The sequence below is a fragment of the Arthrobacter sp. SAFR-023 genome, assembly GCF_051965295.1.
Lineage (GTDB): Bacteria > Actinomycetota > Actinomycetes > Actinomycetales > Micrococcaceae > Arthrobacter.
The window spans coordinates 1-26,446 of sequence record NZ_JBQCMF010000029.1 but is presented as its reverse complement, the minus strand read 5'-3'; the positions used below and the strand labels follow the sequence as shown (position 1 = coordinate 26,446).

Annotated in this window: 20 protein-coding genes and 1 pseudogene; 9 read left to right on the top strand and 12 right to left on the bottom strand. The window is 63.1% G+C overall.

The genetic code is table 11. The features are described 5' to 3' along the window. Positions 1-201: 201 nt before the first annotated feature. Positions 202-1,242, bottom strand: a complete 1,041-nt coding sequence (locus ACTHQX_RS21095; protein ID WP_440159190.1) for a hypothetical protein — start codon at positions 1,240-1,242, stop codon at positions 202-204. A gap of 306 nt (positions 1,243-1,548) precedes the next feature. On the opposite strand from ACTHQX_RS21095, the gene ACTHQX_RS21090 reads away from it, so the two are divergent. Both ACTHQX_RS21090 and ACTHQX_RS21085 read left to right on the top strand, forming a co-directional pair. Further along, positions 1,549-2,058: a hypothetical protein gene (locus ACTHQX_RS21090; protein WP_236808208.1), complete on the top strand. Its 510-nt coding sequence runs from the start codon at positions 1,549-1,551 to the stop codon at positions 2,056-2,058. 209 nt (positions 2,059-2,267) lie between these two features. Continuing rightward, positions 2,268-2,465 (top strand): annotated as a pseudogene (locus ACTHQX_RS21085) (helix-turn-helix domain-containing protein); the annotation flags it as partial. 193 nt (positions 2,466-2,658) lie between these two features. Here the strand turns inward: ACTHQX_RS21085 and ACTHQX_RS21080 are convergent. The 3 genes from ACTHQX_RS21080 to ACTHQX_RS21070 form a co-directional block, all read right to left on the bottom strand. Continuing rightward, positions 2,659-4,071 carry a WD40 repeat domain-containing protein gene (locus ACTHQX_RS21080; RefSeq protein WP_440159191.1) on the bottom strand — a complete coding sequence of 471 codons (1,413 nt, stop codon included), beginning with the start codon at positions 4,069-4,071 and terminating at the stop codon, positions 2,659-2,661. After that, positions 3,953-7,846 (bottom strand): nSTAND1 domain-containing NTPase, encoded by a 3,894-nt coding sequence (locus ACTHQX_RS21075; RefSeq protein ID WP_440159192.1) that lies wholly within the window; start codon positions 7,844-7,846, stop codon positions 3,953-3,955. Before ACTHQX_RS21075 ends, ACTHQX_RS21080 begins: the two co-directional genes overlap by 119 nt. A 462-nt stretch (positions 7,847-8,308) precedes the next feature. Continuing rightward, the gene (locus ACTHQX_RS21070) at positions 8,309-8,854 is read right to left on the bottom strand and encodes a TetR/AcrR family transcriptional regulator (protein WP_440174665.1); all 546 of its coding nucleotides are present in this window, start codon (positions 8,852-8,854) and stop codon (positions 8,309-8,311) included. Between the two features lie 81 nt (positions 8,855-8,935). On the opposite strand from ACTHQX_RS21070, the gene ACTHQX_RS21065 reads away from it, so the two are divergent. Both ACTHQX_RS21065 and ACTHQX_RS21060 read left to right on the top strand, forming a co-directional pair. After that, positions 8,936-9,373: an MmcQ/YjbR family DNA-binding protein gene (locus tag ACTHQX_RS21065; protein WP_440159193.1), complete on the top strand. Its 438-nt coding sequence runs from the start codon at positions 8,936-8,938 to the stop codon at positions 9,371-9,373. After that, positions 9,357-9,716: an MmcQ/YjbR family DNA-binding protein gene (locus ACTHQX_RS21060; protein ID WP_236808196.1), complete on the top strand. Its 360-nt coding sequence runs from the start codon at positions 9,357-9,359 to the stop codon at positions 9,714-9,716. The genes ACTHQX_RS21065 and ACTHQX_RS21060 overlap by 17 nt, the downstream gene beginning before the upstream one ends. Before the next feature lie 93 nt (positions 9,717-9,809). Here the strand turns inward: ACTHQX_RS21060 and ACTHQX_RS21055 are convergent, their stop codons facing one another. The 7 genes from ACTHQX_RS21055 to ACTHQX_RS21025 all read right to left on the bottom strand — a co-directional run bounded on the left by ACTHQX_RS21055 (position 9,810) and on the right by ACTHQX_RS21025 (position 17,746). Then, the gene (locus ACTHQX_RS21055; RefSeq protein ID WP_236808176.1) at positions 9,810-10,532 is read right to left on the bottom strand and encodes an NUDIX hydrolase; all 723 of its coding nucleotides are present in this window, start codon (positions 10,530-10,532) and stop codon (positions 9,810-9,812) included. A gap of 774 nt (positions 10,533-11,306) precedes the next feature. Next, positions 11,307-12,380, bottom strand: coding sequence for a substrate-binding domain-containing protein (locus ACTHQX_RS21050; RefSeq protein ID WP_272912818.1), 1,074 nt, complete (start codon positions 12,378-12,380; stop codon positions 11,307-11,309). 53 nt (positions 12,381-12,433) lie between these two features. After that, positions 12,434-13,432, bottom strand: a complete 999-nt coding sequence (locus ACTHQX_RS21045) for an ABC transporter permease (protein ID WP_236808173.1) — start codon at positions 13,430-13,432, stop codon at positions 12,434-12,436. Between the two features lie 17 nt (positions 13,433-13,449). Continuing rightward, on the bottom strand, positions 13,450-15,006 hold the full coding sequence (locus tag ACTHQX_RS21040) for a sugar ABC transporter ATP-binding protein (protein ID WP_236808171.1): 1,557 nt from the start codon (positions 15,004-15,006) through the stop codon (positions 13,450-13,452). A gap of 178 nt (positions 15,007-15,184) precedes the next feature. Next, complete coding sequence (locus tag ACTHQX_RS21035) at positions 15,185-15,844, bottom strand: class II aldolase/adducin family protein (RefSeq protein ID WP_236808170.1); 660 nt, start codon at positions 15,842-15,844, stop codon at positions 15,185-15,187. Continuing rightward, entirely contained in the window at positions 15,841-16,899 is a 1,059-nt protein-coding gene (locus tag ACTHQX_RS21030; RefSeq protein ID WP_236808169.1) for a zinc-dependent alcohol dehydrogenase, read from the bottom strand. Before ACTHQX_RS21030 ends, ACTHQX_RS21035 begins: the two co-directional genes overlap by 4 nt. 4 nt (positions 16,900-16,903) lie before the next feature. Beyond that, complete coding sequence (locus tag ACTHQX_RS21025; protein ID WP_236808168.1) at positions 16,904-17,746, bottom strand: DeoR/GlpR family DNA-binding transcription regulator; 843 nt, start codon at positions 17,744-17,746, stop codon at positions 16,904-16,906. Positions 17,747-17,890: 144 nt separating this feature from the next. Between ACTHQX_RS21025 and ACTHQX_RS21020 the strand changes: the two genes are divergently transcribed. From ACTHQX_RS21020 to ACTHQX_RS21010, 3 genes are all read left to right on the top strand, one after another. Continuing rightward, positions 17,891-19,405: a xylulokinase gene (locus tag ACTHQX_RS21020; protein ID WP_236808167.1), complete on the top strand. Its 1,515-nt coding sequence runs from the start codon at positions 17,891-17,893 to the stop codon at positions 19,403-19,405. Positions 19,406-19,507: 102 nt separating this feature from the next. Further along, positions 19,508-20,821 (top strand): MFS transporter, encoded by a 1,314-nt coding sequence (locus ACTHQX_RS21015; RefSeq protein WP_236808166.1) that lies wholly within the window; start codon positions 19,508-19,510, stop codon positions 20,819-20,821. Positions 20,822-21,380: 559 nt separating this feature from the next. Continuing rightward, positions 21,381-21,530, top strand: a complete 150-nt coding sequence (locus ACTHQX_RS21010; RefSeq protein ID WP_236808165.1) for a hypothetical protein — start codon at positions 21,381-21,383, stop codon at positions 21,528-21,530. Positions 21,531-22,240: 710 nt separating this feature from the next. Here ACTHQX_RS21010 and ACTHQX_RS21005 read toward each other — a convergent pair. Continuing rightward, positions 22,241-22,777 carry a MarR family winged helix-turn-helix transcriptional regulator gene (locus tag ACTHQX_RS21005; RefSeq protein WP_236808164.1) on the bottom strand — a complete coding sequence of 179 codons (537 nt, stop codon included), beginning with the start codon at positions 22,775-22,777 and terminating at the stop codon, positions 22,241-22,243. Positions 22,778-23,815: 1,038 nt separating this feature from the next. Here ACTHQX_RS21005 and ACTHQX_RS21000 point away from each other — a divergent pair. Together ACTHQX_RS21000 and ACTHQX_RS20995 are read left to right on the top strand one after the other, a co-directional pair. After that, on the top strand, positions 23,816-25,480 hold the full coding sequence (locus tag ACTHQX_RS21000; protein WP_236808163.1) for a multicopper oxidase family protein: 1,665 nt from the start codon (positions 23,816-23,818) through the stop codon (positions 25,478-25,480). Between the two features lies 1 nt (position 25,481). Further along, positions 25,482-26,306 carry a hypothetical protein gene (locus ACTHQX_RS20995; RefSeq protein WP_236808162.1) on the top strand — a complete coding sequence of 275 codons (825 nt, stop codon included), beginning with the start codon at positions 25,482-25,484 and terminating at the stop codon, positions 26,304-26,306. The last annotated feature ends 140 nt before the right edge of the window (positions 26,307-26,446 follow it).

The window sequence follows — 26,446 nt, the reverse complement described above, 5'->3', positions numbered from 1 at the left end:
GATGGGCCACACGATGGAAGCCGGCCCTGAATGCATTCGCCATCAGCTTCGACGGAAGAATCAACTAAATGCCAACCATGGATCCACCGAAAATCGGACAGTCCCCCGGGATCAGAAGTGGCTATAAGCCCTATGTTCGGCCGGGGTTGGGCGGGTGCTCGGGCACAGGCGATGTCTTGCGCAGCGCCTCGGGCTACGAGGTCACTCGGGGCGATTGAGTGCGTCGCCGTTCCAGGTCAGGTCGGCGTCGGTGCGGATTGGCAGCACCTCCAGGCCTGGCGTCTGCATGAGTTCGCGGATGAGCGCCGTCGTGCCCGCAACGAGCGTCGAGTCGAAGTCGATCTCGGTGGCGAGCACCCACGAGTGATCGTCTGGCCACAGGATGCTGGGCGACTGTGCCCACATGACCTCATTGATCCAGGGCGCCCGGCCAGGCCAGGCAGCATCCGCGAAGTCATTCGTCCCCGCCTCGAACAGAACATAACGCCGCCCGGTGCCCCGATGCAGTTCAAACCGCGGCCCGGCTGCGACCTCACGGGCGAGCAGCCCGGAGCCCGGTTCCGGCTTGTTGCGGGAAAGCCCCGGAAGAGTCTTGATCATCGAACGTGCTCCGCCGATCCCGTGCCGCGCGGCACCAGCAAACCGCTCGCGAAGTGACGGATCAGCGATGTGCACGGCAGACCCGTCGGTGGAGCGGGCGGTCGGTCCTCCGCCCGGTTCGAACACGAAGTGCGCAACCCCTGCCGAATTCACCAGACCGCCCCACCCCTCCCAGATCGCGGCGGTGCCGGCATCCGGAGTCGCGGTGTGACGGGCAAGAACGATGGATGCCGCCGTGAGCGACGCGGCGTCAAAACAGCCCTCGGACGTGTCGCCGTAGCGCCAGCCGTCTGCCGCGATCGCTCCGCCGGCATCGCCGTAGTCGCGCCGCACGAGCCGTGCGTACTGCGCCTCTGCGTGCATGGTCATGCCGAACGATGCCGCAGCCTTCGCCCAGGTGGTGCGCTCCGTCTCGAGCGATGCCCCGATGTCTCCGACACGGTCGAAGTAAGTCGTCTCCTCGACGCCCTGCCACGTCTTCGTGCCACGCGGGCGGTCGCGCTCGACAGGATGGAACACGCGCGCGTACGCCCCAAAACCGCGGGGAACAATCGACAGGATGCTGCCAAACGGCGCACTTTCCATCGGGCGAAGCCAATCGCCCCGCGCGAGGTTGGGCACCCATCCAAATCGTTCCGGCATACCCCTATTCTCCTTGTCCGTTACGGATCTGGCTTCCATACTCGATGCCCTTGAGCCGTGTTCACACGATGTTGTGTACCTGCGGACGCTACGCAACGCCTTACCCCTGCGGCTGGAATCAGGCCGACCGCAACTTGATGGCGAAGTCCTTTCCTGTGGGCCTCTTTAGAGTTCAAGAAACCGTGCTGGCACGGAAGCGCCTCATCCTCCGCCGCAGGGAGCATGGAACTGCCGGTTAAGGGCATCCGATCCGCGAAAACGGGTGCACGGCCTGTCACACCACACGCCCATACCAGGAGACCTCCAATGTTGATGAACACCTTGCGGCAACGGGCCGGCCGGTCCGCCACTGCCACCCTGATTGCCGTAATGCTTGCTGCGGTCGCCTTCGTTTTTGTCGGCAGCACACTCACGGCAGCACCCGCGCATGCGCTGTGTAGCGGCTCCAGCCCCGCGACCGGAACCTGGAAGAATACCGACCCGAACACACGATCAGTCACCAAAGTAGTCCTCGACTGGGGCTGCGCGGATCAAGCTCTGTGCGATACCAGTGGCCATTGTGTCTATCCCGCGGGCACGATACGCGTGTTCGGAAAGTGCCATCCGACCGACTGCGATTGGGGGAGCCGGCGGACCTACGCCGAGAAAGGCGGATGGGAGAGCGCCACCTACAAGCACAGCTGGGCGACCAAGAGCGTGTGGGTCAAGCCCTACCAGTACTACGGCCGCACTTACCTGCGCGTCTGGGTCCATACAGATTTCACTCCGGCGGATGGACGACAGGACTACACCACCGACGAGTGGATGCTCAAATAATCCTCCCGCCAACCCAGGTCCTCGGGTGTGGCTGCCGGATACCGGCGGCCACACTCGCCCTGACCGCGGCTGTCGTCCCGACAGGATCGGCGCAGCAACCCGGAACCAGACGTAACGGCCGGCCTCACTCAACGCAGACGATTAGGTATTTCCTCCGGCCACTCTGCCTGACGGCCCTCGTCGTTCCCTGTGCTGACACTGTGACAAGGCGGAAGAAAACCCTCACTCCGGAACGGGCGACGGAGCTGGTCGAGCGGGCGGCTAGCGGCGCCCCGAAATCCGTCCTCGCCAGCGACTACGGCATCAGCCGGGAGACGGTGTATCGGATCGCGTACGCCAGCACGGACTTCGTCGCCGAGGGCCTGAACCACGATGAAAGCCTACGGCAGGTTCTGTTGACAGTTTGAGGGCTGCGTCCGTTGCAATCCGAGCAGCTAACCATCGGACACTCTGTGTAGTCGTCGAAGAGCGGTGATGGTCGTCCTTTCCCACGAGCGGATCAAAAACTTCAGGGAATAGCCCTCGAATGTTTTGCAGCGACGTGATTGGCGGGGAGGGGCTAAACCCTTTTACGCGTGGCGAGGTGCCTGGTCGAGCGATCTAGGGACCCGTCTCAAGTGGGGTGGTCCCCGCAGTGGTTGGAGCGGGGCTGTTCGTGGCGGGGATAGGTAGGCCTGGACAGATCTCCATGTACTCAATGTCGGGTGAGACCCAGTCGCGCCATTTTTCGTGGCTGATGTTTCGGGTGAGTTTGGCACATAAGTTTCCAGGCCAAGCCTCGGGGGCAGGCCATCGCTGTATCACTGAGTCATAATTGACGAGGGTCATAAATTGACCATCTGGGCTGAAAAATACTCTAGTAAAGACGCTCTGTAGCCCGGTGACTGAAATCGGGAATCCGATGGCCCCGCCCGTACCTGCGTCCCACCACCGCACAGTGTCGTCCCCGCCTGCGGTCACCAATTGCCGACCGTCGGGGTTGAACACCACCACACTTACTCCGTCGTGATGTGCGGTGATCGGGTCGCCTATCGACGTGCCGGTAGCGGCGTCCCACCGGCGCACGGTACCGTCGCCGCCACCGGCGGCTATTATCCGTCCGTCGGGGCTGAATGCGAGACTGCTTACCCCCCATTCCTGGTGTCCGGTCAGCGGCGCGCCGATCAGGTTGCCGGTGTGCGCGTCCCATCGGCGCACCGTCCCATCGTCGCTGCCGGAGACGATGGTCTGGCCATCCGGGCTGAAGGCCAGACTCCATACAGATTTTTGGTGTCCGGTCATCGGCTCTCCGAGTGGGTCGCCGGTGTCGGCGTCCCACCGCCGGACAGCACCGTCAGCGCTGCCGCTGGCGAGCATCCGGCTGTCGGGGCTGAACACCAAACCGGTCACGTCCCCCTTAGGCACCACCATCGGGCCGCTGACCTGATTTCCGGTGCGGGCGTCCCACCGCCGCACAATACCGTTCACACCGTCGGCGGCGACCACTCCACTGCTGGTGGCGATCATCCGGCCGTCGGGACTGAACACCACATCGTTGAAAAACTCCTCGTTTGAGGAAATCGGTTTGCCGATCGGTGCGCCAGTGCGGGCGTCCCATCGGCGCACTGCACCGTCGGCACTGGCGGAGGCCAGCATACGGCCGTCAGAGCTGAACGCTACCCTACTTCCAGGCTCGAGTTTGATGGTGGATGCAGCGGAGGCCGGGTCGGTGACAGCATCCCACCAGCGCATGCCGTCATTCCCTCCGGCGATGATCCATCGCCCGTCGGGGCTGAACGTCAAGCTGGACGTGGGCCCGTTGTGCCCGGTCATGGGTTCGCCGATTGGGCGGCCGGTTACGGCGTCCCAGCGGCGCACGGTGCCGTCGTCACCGCTTGAGGCGATCATCCGGCCATCAGGGCTGAAAGCAAGGGTCCTCACCAACCCGACGTGTCCTGTCGGTCCGCCAATTGCTTTGCCGGTGCTGACATCCCAGCGGCGTACCGTGCCATTCATGCCACCGGCGACGATCATCCTGCGGTCCGGGCTGAACGCCACGTTTGGCGTGGTACCCAGCTGCCTTGGAGTCCAACCGTAGCGGCGCGCCGATCAGGTTGCCGGTGTGCGCGTCCCATCGGCGCACCGTCCCATCGTCGCTGCCGGAGACGATGGTCTGGCCATCCGGGCTGAAGGCCAGACTCCATACAGATTTTTGGTGTCCGGTCATCGGCTCTCCGAGTGGGTCGCCGGTGTCGGCGTCCCACCGCCGGACAGCACCGTCAGCGCTGCCGCTGGCGAGCATCCGGCTGTCGGGGCTGAACACCAAACCGGTCACGTCCCCCTTAGGCACCACCATCGGGCCGCTGACCTGATTTCCGGTGCGGGCGTCCCACCGCCGCACAATACCGTTCACACCGTCGGCGGCGACCACTCCACTGCTGGTGGCGATCATCCGGCCGTCGGGACTGAACACCACATCGTTGAAAAACTCCTCGTTTGAGGAAATCGGTTTGCCGATCGGTGCGCCAGTGCGGGCGTCCCATCGGCGCACTGCACCGTCGGCACTGGCGGAGGCCAGCATACGGCCGTCAGAGCTGAACGCTACCCTACTTCCAGGCTCGAGTTTGATGGTGGATGCAGCGGAGGCCGGGTCGGTGACAGCATCCCACCAGCGCATGCCGTCATTCCCTCCGGCGATGATCCATCGCCCGTCGGGGCTGAACGTCAAGCTGGACGTGGGCCCGTTGTGCCCGGTCATGGGTTCGCCGATTGGGCGGCCGGTTACGGCGTCCCAGCGGCGCACGGTGCCGTCGTCACCGCTTGAGGCGATCATCCGGCCATCAGGGCTGAAAGCAAGGGTCCTCACCAACCCGACGTGTCCTGTCGGTCCGCCAATTGCTTTGCCGGTGCTGACATCCCAGCGGCGTACCGTGCCATTCATGCCACCGGCGACGATCATCCTGCGGTCCGGGCTGAACGCCACGTTTGGCGTGGTACCCAGCTGCCTTGGAGTCCAACCGTCGATTGGCTGGCCGGTGTCGGCGTCCCACTGGCGCACGGTGTCGCCACTGGACAGGATCGTGCGGCTATCGGGGGTGAACGCTATCACCGAAATGGTCCAGCCTTTGGTTATGATCGGGGCGCCGATCGGTTCGCCGGTCTTGGCATTCCACCTACGGAGAGTGCCGTAGACGCCTCCCGAGGCGATCATCCTGCCGTCGGGGCTGAACGCCAAGGCCGTCACGCCATCGGTGTGCGCCGTCAGCGGGACGCCGGCCGGTTCTCCGGTGACTCCGTCCCACCGGCGTATTTTGCCATCGGGGCCGCCGGAGGCGATCAACCGTCCGTCTGGGCTGAAGGCGAGACTCCGTACCTCGTCCTTGTGTCCGACCCTCGGGCCACCGACGGGCATGCCGGTGGCAGTGTCCACCAGGTGTACCGCGCCATCGACACTTCCATAGACGATGCGCCGCCCGTCGGGACTCACCGCCAATTTATCGACAATGTCAATTGTTTCCATGATCCTTTCCAGATTCTTCTCCGCGACCACGGCACCCACCAGACTGTTTGCCCCTTCTGCCGTAGGTGCTATGGCATGAGCAGCAAGTATTTGCTTTATGGCCCGCACATCGCCGCCGGGACGACCGCCGGTGACCATAGACTGCGCCTCCGACACAAGTCGGAGGGCGGTAGCTTCGCGGGTACGTTCGTTGGCCTGGCGCTGGGCAATGGAGGCCTGCAGGAAACCAGCAACGGCAACGACTGCGATAGCGAGTGCCGCCGCCACGACCGCTTTGAGCACACGCGAGCGTCGCCGCAGCACCATTGCATGAGTTTCTGCTGCATCCTGCCTTTCCCGGGCGGCTCGAAGTGCGGCTTCCCGCTGCTGTTTTTCTGCCTCGGCTCGGCTCTCGTCCCGCTGCCTGGAGGTGTGAAGGAATTCGCGGACGGAGTCGAGCCGATCCCTGAAGCCGGGTTTGGCGGCCAGCTCCTCGGCTCCCGCCAGCCGTGCGCCTTCCAGCAGCCAGGCGTCATTGCGGCCGCTGTGTTCCCAAGCCGCGGCGGCCCGTTCCAGAGCGTCGGCCGCCTTGAGGTCCTCACGCTCCTCTGCCAGCCAGCCAGCCAAGTCCTCCCACTGACGCAGGAGGCTCTCAAGCGCCACCTCGATCAAGGTCTCTCCCCCGCGGTTATCCCGGACCAGCAGACGCTTCCCCACCATAGCGTCGATCAAATGACGGGTTCCTTCGGGCAGATCCGAGAGGCGTGCGATCCGGCGCACTGGCTGGTCATTGTCCGGGTTGATGGTCGCCAACCACGGGATAAACGCCGAGCGCAGCAGTGCCAGCTGAACCTGCCGCTGGTCACGGGCGGCAGCCAGCAAACTGTCGACCTCGTTCTGCACGACACGGCGCATGCCGCCCATTCGCTCATATTCGGCGAGCATCAGATCCCCGTCGTCGCCATAATCTCGGTAAAGGCGTGCCAAGGTCAGAGCGAGCAACGGCAGACTGTCTGCTCCGTGGCCACTTTCTGCCAGCAACCGGTCGACCAGAGCCGGCTCGATCTCCAGCGGCCTTCCTGACGCCGTGGCACGAGCCGCGGGACCCAGGATGACTTCCCTGAACCGGGCGATCGGCATTGGTTTGAGCTCATCGAAGACAACACTCTTCAACCCCGCCAGCTCCGGGGCAATCTGCATCGCTTCGTAGAAATCTGCACGGATTGTGCCTACGGCAATCACCGCCGGCACGGTCCCGTCGTCGTGTTCTAGCAGCCCGGCGAATACGTTCAGGAACTTGGCCGCCTCAGGACCGGCATCGGCGTTGAAGAGTTCCTCGGCCTGATCAAGCGGCAAAACCAGTGTCGGCAGGGGCGACCCGGGGGGTACTCCCAGCAGCCGTCCAGCGGCTGCGTGCCGCGCTTCCGTCATCCACACCCGCAACCGTTCCATGTCCGCCTCGGTGCAGGCGTCCTTTATTTCTCCCAAGGCGGGGGCACGCAAACCCAGACCACTGCGCAAGGCATGGACCGAACAGGCGAGCCCCCTATCCCCGATAAGCGGGTTGCGCTCCGGGCGCACGGCGTTCAGCACTACGAACTGCCGATCGTCCCGCCGGAGCCGCGGCAGCAGACCGGCACGGAGGAAGGAAGACTTGCCCGCGCCGGAGGGACCCAGGATCACGAACAGCGACTCGACTCCTGAACCGCGCATCGTGCGCAGCGCATCCAGACCCCGGACGATCTGCCCGTCTCTTCCGAAAAACACCGCGGCGTCAGCTTCCTCCAGCGGCTCCCACCCCCTGTAAGGTGCACGCTCCGGATCCTGTTGCGGTGGCCACGGAAAAAGCTCCGCCCCGATTCCAGCCCGGTGCAAACCCAGACGCAGCCGCTGCAGGCCCTCCGTGAGAAAGCGGACCGGACCGCCTGTGCCGTCGATGGCGATCTCTGTTGCAGGCCCATCACCGAATAGATCGCAGCGCTGCCACTCGCCGGTGATTGCATTCTCTTCCAAGGGCTCGAGCCGGACGCACAAGATCAGCTTGCCCAGGTTCTCCGCGGTCCGGTACTCGGCAAGACACTCGCGGGAAGCCGCCCAGTTAGCAGAGAGCAAACAGATGACGGCCTCGCAACGCTCGTTTGCCCGGAGCAGGGCCTCCTTCCACCGCTCACCGGGGGCGATACCTGTCACCGGATCAAGATCCAGGAAAATCTCCTCGGCCAGACCCGGGTCTTGCTCCACTAGCCATCGCTTCAATGCGACGGCCTGGCTGGTATCCCGGCTGGAATGACTCAGGAAAACACGTGACATGCCTGCACCACCGCCATTCATCTTCGCAATACAGGTCGCTTCGCCTCAGAAACGGCCGATGATCCCCCGGCTGGGGGGACACGAGGCCCAAGCAAAGTAGTGACGCGGACTGCCTCGCCGCGCACACATAGTCCTCCACGCCGAAGGGTCCGACCCACAGAAGTTCTGCGCGGCAGCTGTAACCAACCCTGAGGGCCAACCTCTCCTTGTGCGAAAATCAGAAAACCGGCGGCTAGCCATAGCCAATAGTCCACCCCGCCTGCACCCACTTCAAGAAGAAGCAGTTCCGGAATGGCACAACACCCACGAAGAGTTCAAATCACACTACTACCGGACGAAGGAAGGGCCCTTGGCTGGATGCACCAAAGTCGGGTCCCCTATCGCCGACTGACCCGGTGGTTAACGAAGTCTCCATTATCGGCGTTCGCTAGAAGAGTGCGTGAGTCTATCCTGTGCATGGTGTCAGACACAGCGGATCTCCTGGGCTGCTTCGGGTTCGGTGGCGGCGAGGTCGACGAGGGCTTGGTACGCGCGGCGGACCATGATCTGGTCGAGCGACAGGTGTTCGTGGAAGAGGCGGTAGCTCCACCAGCCCCACATGAGCTCGTCGACGGCTCGGGCGGAGCCGTCGGAGAAGGAGCGGCGGAGGATCACGAGGGATTCTTCCTGGAAGTCGCGGAGGAGGGCCGCCACCTGAGAGCTTCGTGCGCCGTAGTGGCGCATCGCCTCGTACAGACGGATGTCATCCAGGGTCGGGCTCGTCGTGCCGCACGTAGCCGCAACGAGCGCCTCAACTGCTTCGGTGCCGTCCCGGGCGGCACGTAGTGGGGCCGCGTATCGGGGTTCCAGACCATCCCGCAGCGTCTCGAACGCGCTGACGATCAGGGCCGGCAGGTCCGAGAAGTAGTACGTCGCCGACCCGAGCGGCACTCCAGCTTTCGCGGCGATGCGCCGGTACGAGGCGGCGTGCACCCCTTCTACGCCGATGATTTCGAGCGTTGCGCGCAGGATCCGCGCACGGCGCTCCGGATCATTCGCTTGCCTTTCCGCACCGGTCCCTCCTCTGCCAGGCCAAGTGCGTACAGTTGTATGGACTTCGACTTAGGGCAACGCGACGAGGGAGGACACGTGCAGGGTGACACGCTGCAACAGCACGCCAGGGACCGCGTCGAGGAACTGCCGGGCGCCGGGCTCGAGCACCCGTTCGGACCCGACTGGGATGTGTTCAAGGTGCGGGACAAGGTCTTCATGCTGATGACCGAGGTCACCGGCCAACCCATCGTGATCGTCAAAGCAGACCCGGAAGACGGGAAAGCACTCCGCGAGGAGCACGAGGACATCACCCCCGGCTACCACATGAACAAGCAGCACTGGATCACGCTGCACCCCGGCGGAACCCTGCAGAAGACCCTCGTGGATGACCTGGTCACCGAGTCGTACCTGCTCGTCGTCGAGAACCTGCCCGGGCTAAGCGTCCCGTGGACCCCGCTGTGTTTGGCAGGACCGACCGATGACCCTCTCCGGTGAGCGGTTGCAACAGACCGCCCGCGACACCGCGGCCGCGCTCGAGGACGTCAGCAATGGCCGGCCGTTCACACCGCACCTGGACGTGTGGAAGGTGCGCGACAAGGTGTTCCTCATCGTCACCGAGGATGACCCGGGACAGCAGATCATCACCGTCAAGGTCGACCCGGACCACGGCGACGCGCTCCGCCGCGACCACGATTCGATCACCCCCGGGCACTACCTCGACAAACAGCACTGGATCTCTGTCGGACCCGGCCGCGGCGTGACGAAGCGGTTCATCGAGAACCTGGTGCAGGACTCCTACGACCTCGCCTCCGGCCACCACCCGGAGCAGCGATCGTGAGCGAGCAACCGCTGTCGCTGTTCACGTGGACGATTCCTCCCGGCCCCTTGCCTACCCACAGTTTTCGAGTGGACCGGGATTCTGATGCCAGTTTCAGCTCTGCGCTGGCCGCGGTGTGCGTATGTCCCACTTCTGGCCCTGGCGGCGCAAGCGGAAATATTCTTCCGTGTCACCCGGACGAGGACGCACGCTTTCGATCACCCTCATTGTTTGGCGGATGGCGGCTGTTGTGCCTAGTTCAATGAGCTCGTCCAGGATTGTCAGTGTTGGGGGTAGGAGCCTGATCGTACCGGCGGCCTCATCTTGGAGGATGCGGCGCACGGGCAGCCAGTGAGACTGCCATGCCTCGGTTGTTTGATGGCGTGGTTCGACGCCGGGCCCCACTGCCGTGACAAAAAAGTAGGTGTCGAAACGTTTGGGCTGTCCTTCGGGCGTAACCCAGTTGGCCCATGGCATGAGTGCGTCCGGCCTTATGGAGATGCCGCACTCCTCAGCAAGTTCGCGCACGGCGGCAGCGAGCACCCTCGCCGCATTATGTCTGGCCCTCCCCGCATCGTTCGAGACGCTGGTCCCGCTCCATGCCACCGCGTGTGCCTCCAGGAGTTCATCGCCGAACGTCCAACCTGAGGAGTCAGCGTCGTCAACGCGGCCGCCGGGAAACACGACCATGCCGGCGGCGAAATCCATGGTCGACACACGGTGCTGGACAAAGACCTCCGGTCCAACCCGCGAGTCCCGAAGCAGGACGACACTTGCGGCAAGTACGGGCTGTTGATCACCGGACCCTCGTCCTTCGTCGGCGTGAGAGTGTGGCATGATTCCCTCCTGTTTCGCGGCTGCGGCGGCTTTTGGCCGAGCGGGCATCGTCACTTCGGCTTGGCCAGTGCTTATCGAGTGGACTGAAATGCTGCGTAGCTCTTGCAAGCCCGCGGGGAACCCACTTGACTCTAGCCGTCGTTCATCATCATTTCCCCGGGAGGGCATTCACAAATCCGCTCTCCCGTCGCTCGCGGCGGCACTGGGGTGGAACGCACTCATCGACATTGAACGGCGCCAGGGACAGTGCGCTGAATGCTACTCCCTGAGCTGGTGGGTCAGCACTTCAAATTCATCCACCCCGAGGATTTCCATGTGTTGTTCCGCAGTCGTTTCCTCACGGATACGGTCCGCCGCCGGACGGCTGGCGGTCAGTGCGTCCTCGTCGTCCCAAAGGGTGAGTGAGAGTGACTTGTCGTCTTTCCCGCGAAGATAATAGATCCCTTGGCACCCTGGCAGGGCTAATACCTGACGGACTGTGTCGGCTGAAGGCTCGCCGGTGCTGTCGGGAGCGGGCCGATGCCCAAGGAGTGGACCATCTCCTTGGGCGAGGCCACCGAGCGTTTGCGTGAGAAGTACGGGGTGACCCGGCAGCAGCTGCCGAGCATTAGGGAATTACGGTTATCGGCGCTTCAAAATAGGTGGGGGATGCTTGTTTGCTGCGGTTGCCAGGCTGCGCAACCGCGTTAGCTCCCATAGGTTACGAACGAAACCTGTGGGAGCTAACTGCAGAGAGTGAGGAAAAAGAGGAGATGGAGCCCCGTGGAGCGTTGTTTACTGCTTCTGGCCGGGCAAGCCCTCGTATGCGAGGTTGCCAGTCTCCAGATTCTTTTCGATGAGGTTGGGCAGTTCGTTCAGGAAGTCTTCGCGCTTGTTGACCACATGGTCAAGGGCGGCGTCGACATTGTCTTTGGTGATGGCAGCCATCTTGTAGGTGCCGTTTTTATTGACTTCCTCGCCGCGGGCAATTTTGGCTGCGACAGCGACTCCTGCGGCCAGTTCGACTGTGCCGTTTTGGAGGGAAGTACCGATGAAGTCGCCGTTCTTGACAGCGTTGAGCCCGTCCTGGATGCCGTCTATGCCGACGATGGGGACGTTGGTGATGCCGGCCTCGCGGAGGGCCTGGAGAGCACCGAGGCCCATGTCGTCGTTCTCGGCGATTACCCCGTCGATTTCTTTTCCGAAGGCCGAGATCCAGTTCTTCATCTTGTTGACGGCTTCTTCGCGGCTCCAGTTGGCGGTGTCCTTGGCGAGCACCTGGACGTCCGGGTTCTTTTTAAGCACGGATTGGATGCCCGAGTAGCGGTCAATCTGCGCGGACTGCCCGAGGGGTCCTTCGAGGATGACGACTTTGCCTTTGTTGCCGAGTTTCTTCATCATCATCTCGGCTTCCTGGGCGCCGGCTGCGACATCGTCGGGCTGTACGCTGCCTGAGAGGTCCTTGTTGTTGAGGCTGGCGTTGACGTCCAGGATCGGAATATTCGCGGCTTTTGCCGCAGCAACCTGTGGCTGGAGCGAGTCCTGCTGGACGGGGACGATCAGGATGGCGTCGACCTTGGCACTGACGTACTGGTCGATCTGGCTTGCCTGGGTGCTGACGTCGTTGTTTGCTGAGTTCCAGAGGACTTCGATGTTGTTTTCTTTCGCGTACCGGTCGATGCCTTCCTTTCCTGCGGTAATGAAGGAGGACATGTTGTAGACGCTGACACCGACCTTGACTGGTTTTTTGCCTCCCGCGCTGGCGTTCTGTGCGCTGGGGTCACCGGCGCCGCATGCTCCCAGGGTCAGGGCGAGGGCTCCGGTGGCGGCCACGGCAGTTCCGCGGCGAATGAGCTGGCTAATCTTCATTGATTGGTTTCTCCTTATGGATTGCCTGTGGGTGGTGGGGTGTCGCGGTGTGGTCAGGTTCGGCGTTTGCTGGCCCATACGTCGATCGCGACGGCGGTGACGATGAGCACGCCCTTGATGACGTCCTGCCAGTAAGCGGGGACGGTGAGGATGTCCAGGCCGTTGTTCAGGGTCTGGATGAGCAGGAGGCCCAGGACTGTGCCCCAGATCGTGCCGCGTCCGCCCATCAGGCTTGCCCCGCCGATGACGACGGCGGCGATGGCGTCCAGTTCGTAGCCCTGGCCCAGGGTCGGTGAGCCGCTGATGACGCGGGATGAGAGCATGATGCCTGACAGCCCGGCCAGGGCGCCGCTGATGGCGTAGACGCTGAAGAGAACGCGCCCGGTTTTTACGCCGGCGATCTCGGAGGCGAGCCTGTTGCCGCCCACGGCGTAGATTCTCAGCCCGTAGGTGGTGCGGCGCATCATCAGCCCGAAGCCAACGATGCCCAGGATCATGAGCAGAACGGGAATGGTCAGGCCCAGGATCTGGGTGTTGGCGATCTGTCCGAAGGCTGTGGGAAGCCCGTTGATGGGGGCGCCGTTACCGACGACGAAGGCCAGGCCGGAGGCCAGGGTCAGCATGCCCAGTGTGGCGATGAAGGGCGGTACGTTGATCAGTGAGATGACTGCACCGTTGATACTGCCGGCTATCAGCCCGACGAGTACAGCGACGAGGACTGAGAGCCAGACCTGGTCCGGGAAGGACTTGGCGAACAGGGCGCCGGACATGGCGCTGACGGCGATGACGCTGCCGACGGACAGATCGATGCCGCCGGTGAGGATGACGAGCGTCTGTCCGAGGGCGATGAGGGCGAACGGGGCTGCCGCGATGAGGATCGTTGTGACGTTATCGACCGTGCCGAACCGCGCACTGCGGTAGAGGAAAAAGGCGATCACGAGCAGCATGACGACGACCATCGCGTAGCGGATGGCTAGGTTTTGGAACCATTCACGCGAGAAGCGCCGGGTGGTTGGATTTGCTGGGGCTGGAGTTGTAGTGGTGGTCGACATCGTTGTTTTCCTTGGGATTACTGGGTCAGGCCGCTGGCGAGCCGGAAAATCTTTTCCTGCACGTCGGATCGGTCAAGGTCTTCACTGCTGAGTTCGCCGGCTACTTCCCCGCCCCGCATGACGAGGGCGCGGTGGGACAGGCTGAGCACTTCGGGCATGTCGCTGGAGGCCATCAGGACGGCCATGCCCTGGGAGGCGAGTTCGACGATGATGCGGTAGATCTCGCTGCGGGCTCCGACGTCGACTCCTCTGGTGGGTTCGTCCAGGAGCAGGACGTCCACTGGGCCGGTTAGCCAGCGTGCCAGGACGACTTTTTGTTGGTTGCCGCCGGAGAGGGTTTCCATTGGCTGGCCCAGGCCCCGGCTGCGCAGTCGCACGGATTCGGTTGCCTTTTGTACTGCGGCGCGTCGGGCGCCCTGCTTCAGGAACCCCGCTGTGGAGTAGTGGGATAGCCGGGGCAGGCTTCCGTTGTCCAGGACGTCCATGGACAGGATGGCCCCGGATCCTTTCCGGTCTTCGGGAACGATGGCGATTCTTGCATCAATCGCAGCCGAGGGAGAGTGCTTTTTGACGGACTTGCCCAGGACCCGGACTTCCCCGCCCATTGTGCGGCGCATGCCGAAGATGGTTTCGAGCAGTTCGGTCCGTCCTGCTCCAACGAGCCCTGCCAGGCCGACGATTTCGCCGCGCCGGACTGAAACCGACACAGGACCGCCTGCTCCATCGACGTACAGGCCGTCAACTTCAAGCACGGTTTCCTCAGCCGGGGTGTTGCGTTCGGGGAACAGGTCTTCGAGTTCGCGGCCGATCATGGCCGTGACGATGTCGTCGTCGCTGAGCTCGGCCAGGGGCTTGTCAAGGACGAGGCCGCCGTCGCGGAGGACGATTACGCGGTCGGCCACCGCGCGGATTTCCTCCATTTTGTGGGTGGTGAAGAGCAGTGCCACTCCGCGGTCGCGCAGGTGGCGCATTACTGAGATCAGTCGTTCGACTTCCCGTTCAGCGATGGCGCTGGAGGGTTCGTCCAGCAGGATGGCCCTGGCGCCGGTGTTGGTGGCCTTGATGATCTCGATGATCTGGCGGATGCCTACCGGCAGGCTGCCCATCCTGGTGGCCGGATCGATGTCCAGGCCGAACACTTCCAGGTTCTTTCGGGCCTCGTCGATCATCTTCTTGCGCTGGAGACCCAAGGGACCCCTGATCTCACGACCGATGAAGATGTTTTCGTAGACGCTGAGATCCATGACGGATGCCAGCTCCTGGGGAACGATGCTCACGCCCAGCCTGTGGGAGGCCTGGGCGTTGCCGGCGGGAAGGTCGTGTCCCTGGACGAGGACTCTTCCGGCGTCAGGGCGGTACTGTCCCGATGCGATTTTCATCAGTGTTGATTTGCCGGCGCCGTTTTCGCCGGCAAGGGCGGTGATGGTTCCGGGAAGGAGCTGCAGGGACACGTCCTTCAGCACGGGTACTCCGCCGAAGGACTTCTTGATGTTGAGGCATTCGAGGCTTATGGGGCTGCTCAGGCCTGCCTCGGGGGCCTCATCTGACCTGTGACTCGTCGTTGGGCTGGTCATCTTGGTTCTTTCCGCTCCAGGCGCCATCGTCCGGAGCTGATCAGTTCACAGTGATTTCCGGCGTGGTCCGGATGGAGGGGCCCGGATGGGCCCACTCGTTGAAGGGAGAGGGTGCTCGTGGAGCGTGCTCTCCGCTGGGGCATGCCGTTGCGGCCTGCCCCAGCGGGAGTTCGTTGTGCTAGGCCTGGGTGGCGGTGGGTTGCTTGCCGTAGTTGAGGAAGCCGGCTGTGACCCGCTCCATCTCATCTGCTGGGAGGAGTGCCGGTTCCCCGACGCTCCGGGCTCTGAGCCAGACGTCGCACAACCATTCGAGCTGGCGGGCACGGTCGTAGGCCTTCTGGAGGTTCTCCCCGATGCAGATGGTCCCGTGGTGCTTCATGACGGCACCCTTGCTTTCGCTCAGTGCGTTGGACACGTTGTTCACGAGGGCCTCGGTGCCGTAGGTCGCGTAGGGGGCCACCGCAACGGATCCTCCGAACATCGCCAGCTGGTAATGCACCGGCGGGACCTCGTCTTGCAGCAGTGAAAGGGCCGTCGCCGCAGTGGAGTGGGTGTGGACGACCGCTTGCGCGTCATGACGTGCGTAGCACATCAGGTGCAGGGGCATTTCAACAGTGGGGTTGAGGCGCCCGTCAACCCTGTCGCCCTCCAAATTCACCACGACAATGTCTTCAGCGGTCATGGTGTCGTAGTCGGTTCCGCTGGGCGTGAGCAGGACGTGGTCCCCGACCCGGCGGGAGATGTTCCCCGACGTTCCGACCACGAGCCGGTCGCGCACCATGCGCTGGGCAAGGTCTACTACGGATTGGCGCTCCTCGGCCAGCATGATGTTGCTCATGCCGTCAGCGCCGGGTCGAGAAGGTACTTGGCGCCTTTACCCTGGGCCATGTCTTCGAGGCTATCGACGAGGGCTTCGAGCGGGCGCGTCTCGGAGATGAGCGTTTCACCGTCCAGGTCCCCGGAGCTGAGGAGGTCAAGGGCGACCTTGGTGTATTCAGGTGTGTGGTGGAAGACGCCCTTGAGTGTGTACTCGCTGTAGTGCATCGCCACGGCGTCCACGGAGAATCGGGAGCCGGCTTTCGGGCCGCCGAACAGGACGGCTGTGCCGCCCGGGCGCAGGCATTCCACTGTCTGCTCCCAGACTTCGGGAAGCCCGACAGCCTCGATGGCGACGTCGACTCCCCGTTTGCCGTCGGTGAGCTCGCGGACGGCAGCCGAACGGTCAGCCGTGGTGGCGAGATCTGTGAGGTCCAGGACCTGGCCGGCCCCGGCTTCCTTGGCCTGCTGAAGGCGCACAGCGGAACGGTCGGTGGCGATCACGTTTGCTCCCCGCAAGCGGGAAAGCCGGATGAACATGAGCCCGATGGGCCCGCAGCCGTTGACGACGATCGTGTCTCCGAGCTGCATCCCGGTTTCAGCCATGCCGTGGACGACGGTGGCGAGGGGCTCCAGGGGGGCAGCGGAGGCGTAGCTTACCGAGTCGGGAAGGTGGAACGTGTTCCGTGCCACGATTGCTGCGGGAATGACCACCTGCTCAGCGAAGGCACCGTTGAGGAACTCAAGGTTCTCACACAGGCTGGGGCGCTGCTTCGTGCATGCCCAGCAGCGCCCACACGGTGCTGTGTTGGCGGCTACGACTCGCTGGCCGACTTCAAAGCCTTCGACGCCAGAGCCCACGGCTTCCACAACACCGGCGAACTCATGGCCGAAGCGGGCCGGGAGGACCGGGAAGAGCTTGGGGTGGCCCCGGCGGTAGGACTTGAGGTCTGTTCCACAGGTGGCTGCGGCCTTGACGTTGACCGAGATTTCGCCGGGACCGGGTGTTGGGCGCTCGATTTCCTCGATCGCGAGTTCCCCTGGGCCGCGGAAGATTGCCGCGCGCATGGTGTTCATGGTGTTAGTTCTCCTGACTGACGGGATAGGTGTTGGGAAGCCCCAGCAAAGGCGGGGCCGTGATGTCCTCCGGGAGAACGTCGACGACGTTAATTTCCGGGGAAAGCTGCCGAAGTTCTTCGAGGTGCGCTTCCGAGATGCCGCTGTCGGTGACGACGACGTCAAAGTTGTCGATGGAACCGACGCGGTATGACGCCCGCTGGTCGAACTTCGATGAATCGATCATGAGGATGCGGGTCTCGCCGATTTCGGAAAGCATCTTCTTGCGCCGGGCCGTATCGGGCGAGGGATGCAGCAGCCATCCCTTGTGCACCGAGGCAGCGGAGAGGATGGACACGTCCGCGTTCAGAAGGGCGAGCTGGTCTATGACCGCCGGGCCATCGAACGAGTCCAGGTTCCGGTCATACTGTCCGCCCAAGGACACGAGATCGATGTCGGGATCAGCGGCTGCTGCGTTGATGGCAGGCAAGAAGTTCGTGATGAGAGTCATCGGGTGAAGACTGCCAAAATACGGCAGCAAAGCAGCTGTCGTTGTGGAGTCCTCCATGGCGATCGTCATGCCCGGACGCAGGTAGGACATCACGCCCCTGGCGATGGCACGTTTTTGCGCAGTGTTTTGGCGGTAACGCAGGGCCACATTGCGCTCGTGAAGACGCAGGCCACCGGCACGGGCCCCGCCACGGGTCTTTTCCAGCCACCCCTCATTGGACAGGGCGTCCAGGTCGCGGTGAATGGTCATCAGGCTTACGCCAAACCGTTCGGCCAGTTCTTCGTTGCGTACTGCGCCGGCCTCTCTCACGTACAGGGCGATCTGCTCGCGGCGACGGCTCGGAATATCAGGTCCCATCTCAACTCCTCGTTGAATTTCGTTGAAACAAGCTAACCCCAAAAACATAACAAACACAACACTTGACTTGTTAAGTTTGTTGGAGTCATGATGTAGCTCACTACTTTCGCGAGAGCGACATGCATTCGAAGGCGAGGCTTCACCATGCTCCCCCCAACCACCGCTGAACAGCACGAGGTGGTCATCGCGATTGACTGCTCCACGACAGCCAGCAAGGCTGTCGCAGTTGACGCGCACGGCAACACGGTCGCCACAGGACGTGGCAACCTCACACTCAGCAACCCCGCACCGGGCGAATACGAGCAATCCGCCGAAGAATGGTGGAAAGCCACCGAACAGGCCATCAAGGCTGTGACTGCTCTCCTGGGCTCCACGAGGATCCGCGCGCTGGCCATTACCTGCCAGCGTGAGACCTTCGTCTGCCTCAGCGGTGAAGAGCCGATCCGGCCGGCCATGGTCTGGATGGACTCCCGGGCAAAGAACGAGGTCCGCGATCTGGGCAACGACCGGGTACACGCGATTTCCGGTCGCCCGGCCGACACCACCCCGAGCTTCTACAAGCTGGCCTGGCTGCGCCGCCATGAACCCGTCACCCTGGACTCTGCAGACAGGATCGGCGATGTCTCCGCGTACCTGAACCTGCGCCTGACAGGGCAGTGGGCCTCCAGCCGGGCCAGCGCCGACTGCACCGGCATGCTTGACATGGTGCTCGGGACCTGGTCCCGGGAGCTGTGCGCCTCAGTGGGCGTGCCGATCGAAAAGCTGCCCCGGATCGTCGACCCAGGCGCTGCAATTGGCCTGGTTACCGATGAGCTCGCCGCTGAACTTGGACTGCCCGCAGGGCTCCCAGTCATCGCGGCCGCAGGAGACGGCCAATGCGCCGCCGTCGGAGCCGGTGTCATCGCCCCGGGAAGCGTCTACCTGAACATGGGTACCGCGGAGGTGTGCGGCACCATCTCCGAGGACTACGTGTGGGACCGCGACTACAGGACTGTCGTAGCCGCAAGCGGCAACGGGTATCTCCTTGAAGCGTTCCTTTCATCCGGAACATACCTGGTCAATTGGTTCCTGGACGGCTTTGGGACGGGCACGCCGGCATCTGAACAGATCGCTGATCTGGAAGCCGCCCTCACCGAGATCGGTCCGGGAGCCGAGGGGCTCCTCGCCCTTCCGTACTGGCATGGCGCCCAAACCCCGTACTGGGACAGCGCAGCCCGCGGGGCGGTCATCGGCTGGACGGGAACCCACACCAAGGCCCACTTCTACAGGGCCATCCTCGAAGGTGTCGCCTTCGAGGTGAAGCTGCAGGTGGAAGGACTCTCCCGCGCGGTAGCTGACAAACCGACCGAACTCCTCGTCACCGGAGGCGGTTCCAGAAGCCCTATCTGGGCCCAGATTGTCGCCGACGTCCTGGGCAGAGACCTCATCCTGTGCAAGGCTCCGGAGACGACAGCGCTGGGCGCAGCCATGTTCGCTGCAGTGGCCGTGGGAATCCACGCCGACCTGCCGGCAGCCGCAGCCGCCATGTCCCGACGAGGTGGCACCGTACGTCCGGATCCAGCCGCCGAAGCAAAATACGCGCAGCTGTGGAAGGTCTACCAACACCTCTACGAAACCCTCGCCCCGGTGTATAAGGCACTGGACGCGGTCCCCCACTGACCGCAAAACGCAATCATCCAAGGCCACAACAAGCTTGGGGTGCTCACATGAGACCCTTCGCCACGCATGTCCGGCCTGCCCCCACCCCAAAGGAAAAAGAACGTGCCTGTTTCCACTGCCGCCAAAGCGGCGCACCCTCTCTGGGAGCGCCTGGGCATCCCTAAACCCCTGATCCTTGGCTACGTCGGCGTCCTCCTGTTCATGATCGGAGACGGCGTCGAGTCGAACTACCTCACCCCGTTCCTCCAGGACCACAACGGCATGGACGTCCAGCGGGTGGGCCTCCTCGTGACCGTCTACGGAATCGTCGTCGCCGTCTCATCCTGGCTCGCCGCCGCGTTCTCGGACCTCTGGGGCCCCAAACGCGTCATGCTGATCGGCGCCACCGGCTGGATAGTCTTCGAAGTCATCTTCCTGGCCTTCGGCGTGGCAGCGGACAACGAAAGCATCATCTTCCTCGCCTACGCCGCCCGGGGAATCGGATACCCCTTGTTTGCCTTCGGTTTCCTGGTATGGATCGCAGCGGTTGCCGACCGCGCCCGCCTGGCCACCGCAATCGGCTGGTTCTACGTCTCCTTCACAGCCGGCCTTCCCACTCTTGGCGCACTGATCGCAAACGGATCAATCCCCGTGCTCGGCCCTCTCAACACCCTCTGGCTCTCCCTGGGCCTCGTGGTCGCGGGTTCGCTTATCGCCCTGCTCGGTCTCCGCGAGAAGACCGGAAGCCGCCCATTGGTCCGCCCCGGCGATAAGGCCTTCGGCACGCTCAGTCTCGGGCTGAAGCTCATGGCCACACGTCCGAAGGTGCTCTGCGCATCAATCATCAGGATGCTGAACACTGCCCCGCAGTACGGCTCGTTCGTGTTCTTCCCTGTGCTGTTTGCCGACCGGTTCAACTTCGGCCTCAGCGGCTGGTTGCTCCTCACAACGATCATCTACGCCGCCAACATCCCCTTCAATGTGATTTTCGGAATGCTCGGAGACCGGATCGGCTGGCGCAACACGGTCCGATGGTTCGGTGCAGTATTCAGCGGCGTTAGCCTGCTCGCACTGTATTACCTTCCCGCGTGGACCGGCTCCTACCCTCTTGCGGTCCTCGCCGGCATCGCCTTCGGCATCGCACTTGCAGGGTTCGTGCCCCTCTCCGCACTAACAGCAGGTCTTGAACCAGGCCACCCCGGCGCAGTCATGTCCGCCTACAACATCGGCATGGGCGCCTCAGTCGCCGTCGGGCCCCTGCTCGTCGCACTGTTCTACGGCTCACTCGGACAGGAAGGAATGGTCTGGCTCTTCGCCGGCTGCTACGGCCTTGCCGCACTTCTCACCCTGGCCTTCCGCCCAACCGATGAACGCACACGAACGGGCAACAAGACCAAACTCGAAGAACAGAACCTGGTCTCGACACCGTCGGCGTGAGGGCCCACAAAACTGGTGGCAGGTAACCAAAAATGAAAACCATGTAAACGCCCGGCTGGAGCATCCAGCCGGGCGTTTACTCATTGGCTGCAGGACATCAGGTCCCTTTTGAATCGCTACCTGACACGTCTGGCTCGTTCCCTGTCGGCGGGCGACAGGGGCTGTCAGATTGTGGCTTCCTGCCGGCTCAGGTGCTTCGGCGGCTCATCATTCGGTCATGCAGTCACCCAACAGGCCGGCAACGAACAACCATGAAAGACCAGCCAGGCAGCAGCACCTCGCTTCGGGGACACCGCGGCAAAGAATCCACACCGTCATGCAGCCAACTCCGACGGCGACCATGAACACGTAACGACGGAAACCCTCGATCCATGGAAGAAGGACGGTGAGCATCATGGGCTACAACGCAGGCAACGCTGTCTTGTCGGGCAGTATCGGACAGCCTGTGGGCGTCCGTCGCCACCGATTCCCTACCGTTTAAGCGCAAGTCACGTCGTCCTCCCCCGCACCCACCATGGATAAGCAGATCAGCCACCTATAGCCGCTAAGGAGGAACCTGATGAACACGCAGCGACGCGATAGAGAAACCCGCACCAAATTTTTCCCAGATCATGTCGGCCGAGCCATAAACGCCCATGAACTGGTAACGAACAACAACCCGTCGATCCAGGAAGGCAAGGAGGCACCCGGGCACAGCAGCCACCAATGAAAAAGGCCCCCGCAGGGGCCTATAAGTGAACAAAATGTGCACACTCAGAGGCTAAAAAGCCCCTGAACAGGGAAAACACGTGCCCGAGGTGGGACTCGAACCAGCCGCTCCCCCTGAAATTCCGCCACTCCCCCGAAAACATCCCCCGTCCGGCCCAGTCCGATGCCGGTACAACCGAATCCGAAGCCCCAGGTGTGCACATTGTGCACACCTTCTTTTTGCCCATTTTGAGCCAGACCCAGCCGCGTGCCACGGTCCTTTCTGACGGGAGAATCGCTCTCCAGCAACGACCGTCGCTCCACGCGCCGGGACGACGTTCCCGGACTCAGCTGGAATCTGACGCACAATCTTGACCGGGCATCGGTGCGCGGAGCAATCCTAGGCCTGCGATTCAGTGAACGTCATGGCGTTGTCACCTCCTTCGACCATTTCATGGACGAGACAGTAGAAGAGAGCATGACCAGAAGTTCGCCCATCGAGCACCGAACAGCCAGAAGGTCCAACGCATTCCAGCATGACGAAACGGCGGTTATCGGCGTTCGATCTCGACTCCCACTGGATGAGAGATTCCACATCTGGTAGCCGACAGATGTACTCAACCGCGACATGATCGGTAAGGACGCCGAACAAGTGATGAAGACCTTCGAGCGCATTACCTCAGGTACCGAGGCACAGAACCGTAACCGGAAGTGCAGCTTCCCATGATGTGCTCATTGAGCTGGAGCATGGACAGCGGAGGGCCCTCTCTTATAGTGGCCGTCACCGAATCCGAGGGCCGCGCTCATCGCTTCATCCGGCATCTCACCGGCTGCTTCGGCGAACGCGGATAGCGCCGTTTCCAGCATGCGGCGGTCATCGGGTTTCATGCGCTCCACTACGTCATTGAGCGCGTGCCTGCGGTGAGACATCACGCGCTCAACCAATGATCGTCCCTCACCCGTGAGCCGGAGGCGGAGGGAACGCCGGTCCACCGGGTCTCCCTCCCTGCAGACTAGCCCAGCGGCTTCAAGCCTGTCTCCTGTACGCGTGGCATTGGAAGGGTGCACTCCCAAATCTGCTGCCACCGCCCCAAGGGTCTGCGGACCGCGCGTCGCGATCAGAATCAGGACACGCCACTGGGGTGGGGTGACAAGGTCCTCGACGTCGGCAATCGACTGGGCCACGACGGCGACGAAAACCCTCGAGGCCCGCAGTACCGCGTCCAGGTCCGATTTCTCGTATGGCTTCTCTTCTGCTGGCCCATCCATGCCGTCCAGTATCGGCTGAATGAGGATATAAGCGCAAAGAACAAGGTTGAGAAGGTTCAGCGGCGGCGAGGGGGCCTGAAAGTGGCAGAACGAAAAGGGACGGAAGAGCTGGCCCATGATGGCAACGAGGACTCAGCACAGTGTGCTGTGGGCTCTCGTCCTGACGGGGGTCCTGGCGGTACTCCATCTGGCCGCCCCTGGAATCAGGGGCGCTTCCGCTGGTGCCCGAACGATACAGAGGATCTATCGCCGGTAGATTAGCTGTGGCCTAAGTCTTCTTACACCTGCCGCCGGAGACTGCCGAAGGTAACGAAGCCATCGGAGAAGCACGATCCGACGTCGTGACATCCACCCCGTTGTTCGACCTCGCGATCTTCCTCGTCACATTAGCCGGCTTCACCAACTTCCATGAATTCGAACTCATGGCGGTGTCGCAAAAGGAAAGGGCAAGGGTAGGAGGCGGCCCTGGTCAGGGACTGAAATAAGGGGATGTGTGGGTAGTTCCGGGCGCCCCTCCCCCGCAGGTGCTTATTGGCTGCATCTGGGGTCGTTCATGGTTCACTCCTAACCGCACGGCACGCCATCGTCGTAGTCGTTGCGGCACCAAAGAGAATGTGCCCCAGTATCAACCACAGGCAACGCTGAACCACAGCCAAGGGCGTGGCAGGCAGCCCGGCCAGGGGATGGTCCCCCGGCCGGATGCGGCACGCGACCACCGGGATATCGCCTATGTCCCCGGTGACGAGTCCCTAACCCCACCTGTTCTGGTGGGCGGGAAGTTAATGATCTGCGGGAGCCCAAGGTTTTTTTAAGGACCCCGAACGATCCTGTTTTCGTTGCGCCAAAGCAATTATTGCGCGGTGCGATTCCAGGCCGCTTCGCGGGCCGGGCAGACAGGCAGTGAATCATGCGTGCCTCACGAAGGGGACGCGGCCGGCTCGCTTCATTTTGGACACGGAGATTGGGGAGGAAGCTATGGCAACTCGAAGAGATTTGTTGAGGCTGGGATTGGTGGGTGGTGCTGTCACCCTTGGCGGGATGAACGCCGGGTCGGCACTGGCCGGCATGCCGGCCAAGAAGGGCCGGGGCGAGGATTCGACATCGGGGTCGATCAGTACGCCGAGCCGGTTGGCGGCGAAGAACATGCCGGTCCCGTACGCGCGGGCGTTTGTCCGGCCGCCGGAACTGGTTCCGTATTCGACCGGGCGTGACGCGGACGGGCAGGCTTTCGCGAAGTATTCGCTGACGCAGAAGCTGGGGAGAGCGAACTTCGTCCCGGGGTTGTCGACGACCCTGGCCGGGTACAACGGGATTTTTCCGGGTCCGACCATCAGGGTTCCCCAGGGCACCCGATCCGAGGTACGGATCAGCAACCGGCTGCCCGCGAAGAGCCTGCTGGACGCGGCGCCCTTCAATACGGTCACGCACCTGCACGGTTCGGCCTCTCTGCCGCAGTACGACGGGTACGCCAATGACCGCACCGCCCCGGGCAAGGTGAAGAACTACCACTATCCGAACTGGCAGACCGGGCGGACGCTTTGGTACCACGACCATAACCACCTGTACACGGCCCAGGGCGTGTATTCCGGGCTCGCCGCGTTCTACGCGCTCACGGACCGGTACGAGCAGGCGCAGCTGCCGCAGGGCGAATTCGATGTTCCGGTCATGGTCTCGGATGCCATGTTTAATGCGGACGGGTCCCTGGGGTACAACGACAACGGCCACGCGGGCTTGTGGGGTGACATCATCATGGTCAACGGGGTGCCGTGGCCCACCATGAAGGTCAAGCCGCGGATTTACCGGTTCCGGTTTCTGGTCGGCTCGATCACCCGCTCCTACCGTTTCGCCCTCTCCAACGGCGACCCGTTTTATGTCGTGGGCACGGACTGCGGCATGGTGCCGAAGGTCCAGGCCGTCTCGTCCTGGCGGCAGGGGACGGCCGAACGATACGAGGTGCTGATCGATTTCCGCAAGTACAAGCCGGGGCAGAGCGTGGAGCTGCGGAATCTGAGCAACAAGAACAACGTGAACTTCGCCAACACCGGCAAGGTCATGAAGTTCCAGGTCGTGGCCGATTCGCCCGCCCGGCCGGGGTCCCGGACGCTCAGCTCCATCCCGTCGACCCTGGATAACGGCGGTTCACCCCGGAAGGCCAAGGGCGGGCTGGATCCGATGTCCCTGACTCCGGACATGGCAGTGGCCAAGCGGGTCATGCGTGTCCAGCGCCAGGGTGGGGAATGGACCATCAACGGTGAGACCTGGGACGACGTCGAAAAATCCGGATTCATGCGGACCTTCGGGAACCCCCAGCGGGACCAGGTGGAACAGTGGACCATCGTCAACGAGTCCGGCGGCTGGTTCCACCCCCTGCACATCCACCTGATTGACGGGAAGATCATCGCCCGGAACACCAACGGCGGCAAGCCCTTCGCCTGGGAGACCGGCGCCAAGGACGTGTTCTATACCGGCGAAAACGAATCCGTCACGGTCCTGATGCAGTTCGACACCGGCGAGCACGAGGGCGGCCGGTACATGGTGCACTGCCACAATCTCGTGCACGAGGACCATGACATGATGATCCAGTTCGCGGTCGGAGACCCGCGCAACAACGACCCGATCACCGCCGACAAGCCCGTACTGGAAACCCGGCCAGAGGGGTACTACGCCTCGAAGTACAAGCTGGCCTACCCGGCGGGGACCTGACATGAAAAACCCGCTTCTCATGATTTCCGGCGTTGTGCTCGCGCTGGGCCTGGCCGGATGCACCGGCGTCGTTCAGGCTGGCCCCGTGGCGCCACCGGTCCCGGCTGTAGCCTCTTCTGCCGCCGGCCAAGCAGATACGGTGCTCGCCCAGGCTGAGGAAGGCCAGGACCTGGGTAACGGGCGGCCGGTGGTGAGCTACGACGGGCTCATGGTCCGGCGGCGTGTGGTCATCGCCGTGCACGCCGGACTGGACGGCGACGTCGCAGGTATCCGCAAGCGGCTGGACGCCGCCGCCGCGGCACGGGGCACAGTCCTGACGTCCATCTCCCCGGACGTCCTCGAACCCGAAGTGCTCCAGCGAGTGGTGCCGGAAGTGATTGTGGCGCTGCCAGCCACCGCAACCCCCGACGACGGACGGGCCATCGTCCACGCGGCCACCGAACAGGGCATGAAACAGCTGGGCGTGAACAACTTCTATGTCTTGCCCGTCCTGGTCCATGACCTGCGTTTCAGCGTTGCCACGGCGGACCCCGCCGCAGTGTCCGCCGCCGTCGACCGGGAGGGCATTCTGTCCGACGCCCTCGGGAACTACGACACCATAGCTAAAGACGGGCAGCTCAGCATCAGCTACATGGGACCGCTGCTCGGCGACGACATCGTCGAGAGCGTCCGCGACGGCATCAGCCGGCAGGCGCACACTCCTGCTGAGAGTGTGAGCGTCGAACCCAGGTCCGTGTCCGGAACCGGCGTGGACATGGCCGTCGAACCGCCGTGGGACCCCGAACAGTTAATCACCGGGCCGGACCACACCCACACGGACGGATGACCACAAGCCATCAGTGCTCCACCCTGATGACCTGCATCCGGGCCGACGTCGGCCCGTTGCGGAACCAGCCGCACAGCGAGCAGCACCTGTCCAAGCGTTCGGTATCACGGAGTGAGGTCGCGGCGCCGGAACAGGTAGGC

Excerpts from the sequence above, each read along its gene's own strand:
- ACTHQX_RS21035 (WP_236808170.1), bottom strand. The coding sequence starts at position 15,844 with ATGAGCAACATCATGCTGGCCGAGGAGCGCCAATCCGTAGTAGACCTT.
- ACTHQX_RS21065 (WP_440159193.1), top strand. The coding sequence starts at position 8,936 with ATGGACTTCGACTTAGGGCAACGCGACGAGGGAGGACACGTGCAGGGT.
- ACTHQX_RS21095 (WP_440159190.1), bottom strand. The coding sequence starts at position 1,242 with ATGCCGGAACGATTTGGATGGGTGCCCAACCTCGCGCGGGGCGATTGG.
- ACTHQX_RS21080 (WP_440159191.1), bottom strand. The coding sequence starts at position 4,071 with ATGATCGTCGCCGGTGGCATGAATGGCACGGTACGCCGCTGGGATGTC.
- ACTHQX_RS21045 (WP_236808173.1), bottom strand. The coding sequence starts at position 13,432 with ATGTCGACCACCACTACAACTCCAGCCCCAGCAAATCCAACCACCCGG.
- ACTHQX_RS21005 (WP_236808164.1), bottom strand. The coding sequence starts at position 22,777 with ATGGATGGGCCAGCAGAAGAGAAGCCATACGAGAAATCGGACCTGGAC.
- ACTHQX_RS21090 (WP_236808208.1), top strand. The coding sequence starts at position 1,549 with ATGTTGATGAACACCTTGCGGCAACGGGCCGGCCGGTCCGCCACTGCC.
- ACTHQX_RS21000 (WP_236808163.1), top strand. The coding sequence starts at position 23,816 with ATGAACGCCGGGTCGGCACTGGCCGGCATGCCGGCCAAGAAGGGCCGG.
- ACTHQX_RS21020 (WP_236808167.1), top strand. The coding sequence starts at position 17,891 with ATGCTCCCCCCAACCACCGCTGAACAGCACGAGGTGGTCATCGCGATT.
- ACTHQX_RS21040 (WP_236808171.1), bottom strand. The coding sequence starts at position 15,006 with ATGACCAGCCCAACGACGAGTCACAGGTCAGATGAGGCCCCCGAGGCA.
- ACTHQX_RS20995 (WP_236808162.1), top strand. The coding sequence starts at position 25,482 with ATGAAAAACCCGCTTCTCATGATTTCCGGCGTTGTGCTCGCGCTGGGC.
- ACTHQX_RS21025 (WP_236808168.1), bottom strand. The coding sequence starts at position 17,746 with ATGGGACCTGATATTCCGAGCCGTCGCCGCGAGCAGATCGCCCTGTAC.
- ACTHQX_RS21060 (WP_236808196.1), top strand. The coding sequence starts at position 9,357 with ATGACCCTCTCCGGTGAGCGGTTGCAACAGACCGCCCGCGACACCGCG.
- ACTHQX_RS21030 (WP_236808169.1), bottom strand. The coding sequence starts at position 16,899 with ATGAACACCATGCGCGCGGCAATCTTCCGCGGCCCAGGGGAACTCGCG.
- ACTHQX_RS21075 (WP_440159192.1), bottom strand. The coding sequence starts at position 7,846 with ATGTCACGTGTTTTCCTGAGTCATTCCAGCCGGGATACCAGCCAGGCC.
- ACTHQX_RS21055 (WP_236808176.1), bottom strand. The coding sequence starts at position 10,532 with ATGCCACACTCTCACGCCGACGAAGGACGAGGGTCCGGTGATCAACAG.
- ACTHQX_RS21010 (WP_236808165.1), top strand. The coding sequence starts at position 21,381 with ATGAACACGCAGCGACGCGATAGAGAAACCCGCACCAAATTTTTCCCA.
- ACTHQX_RS21050 (WP_272912818.1), bottom strand. The coding sequence starts at position 12,380 with ATGAAGATTAGCCAGCTCATTCGCCGCGGAACTGCCGTGGCCGCCACC.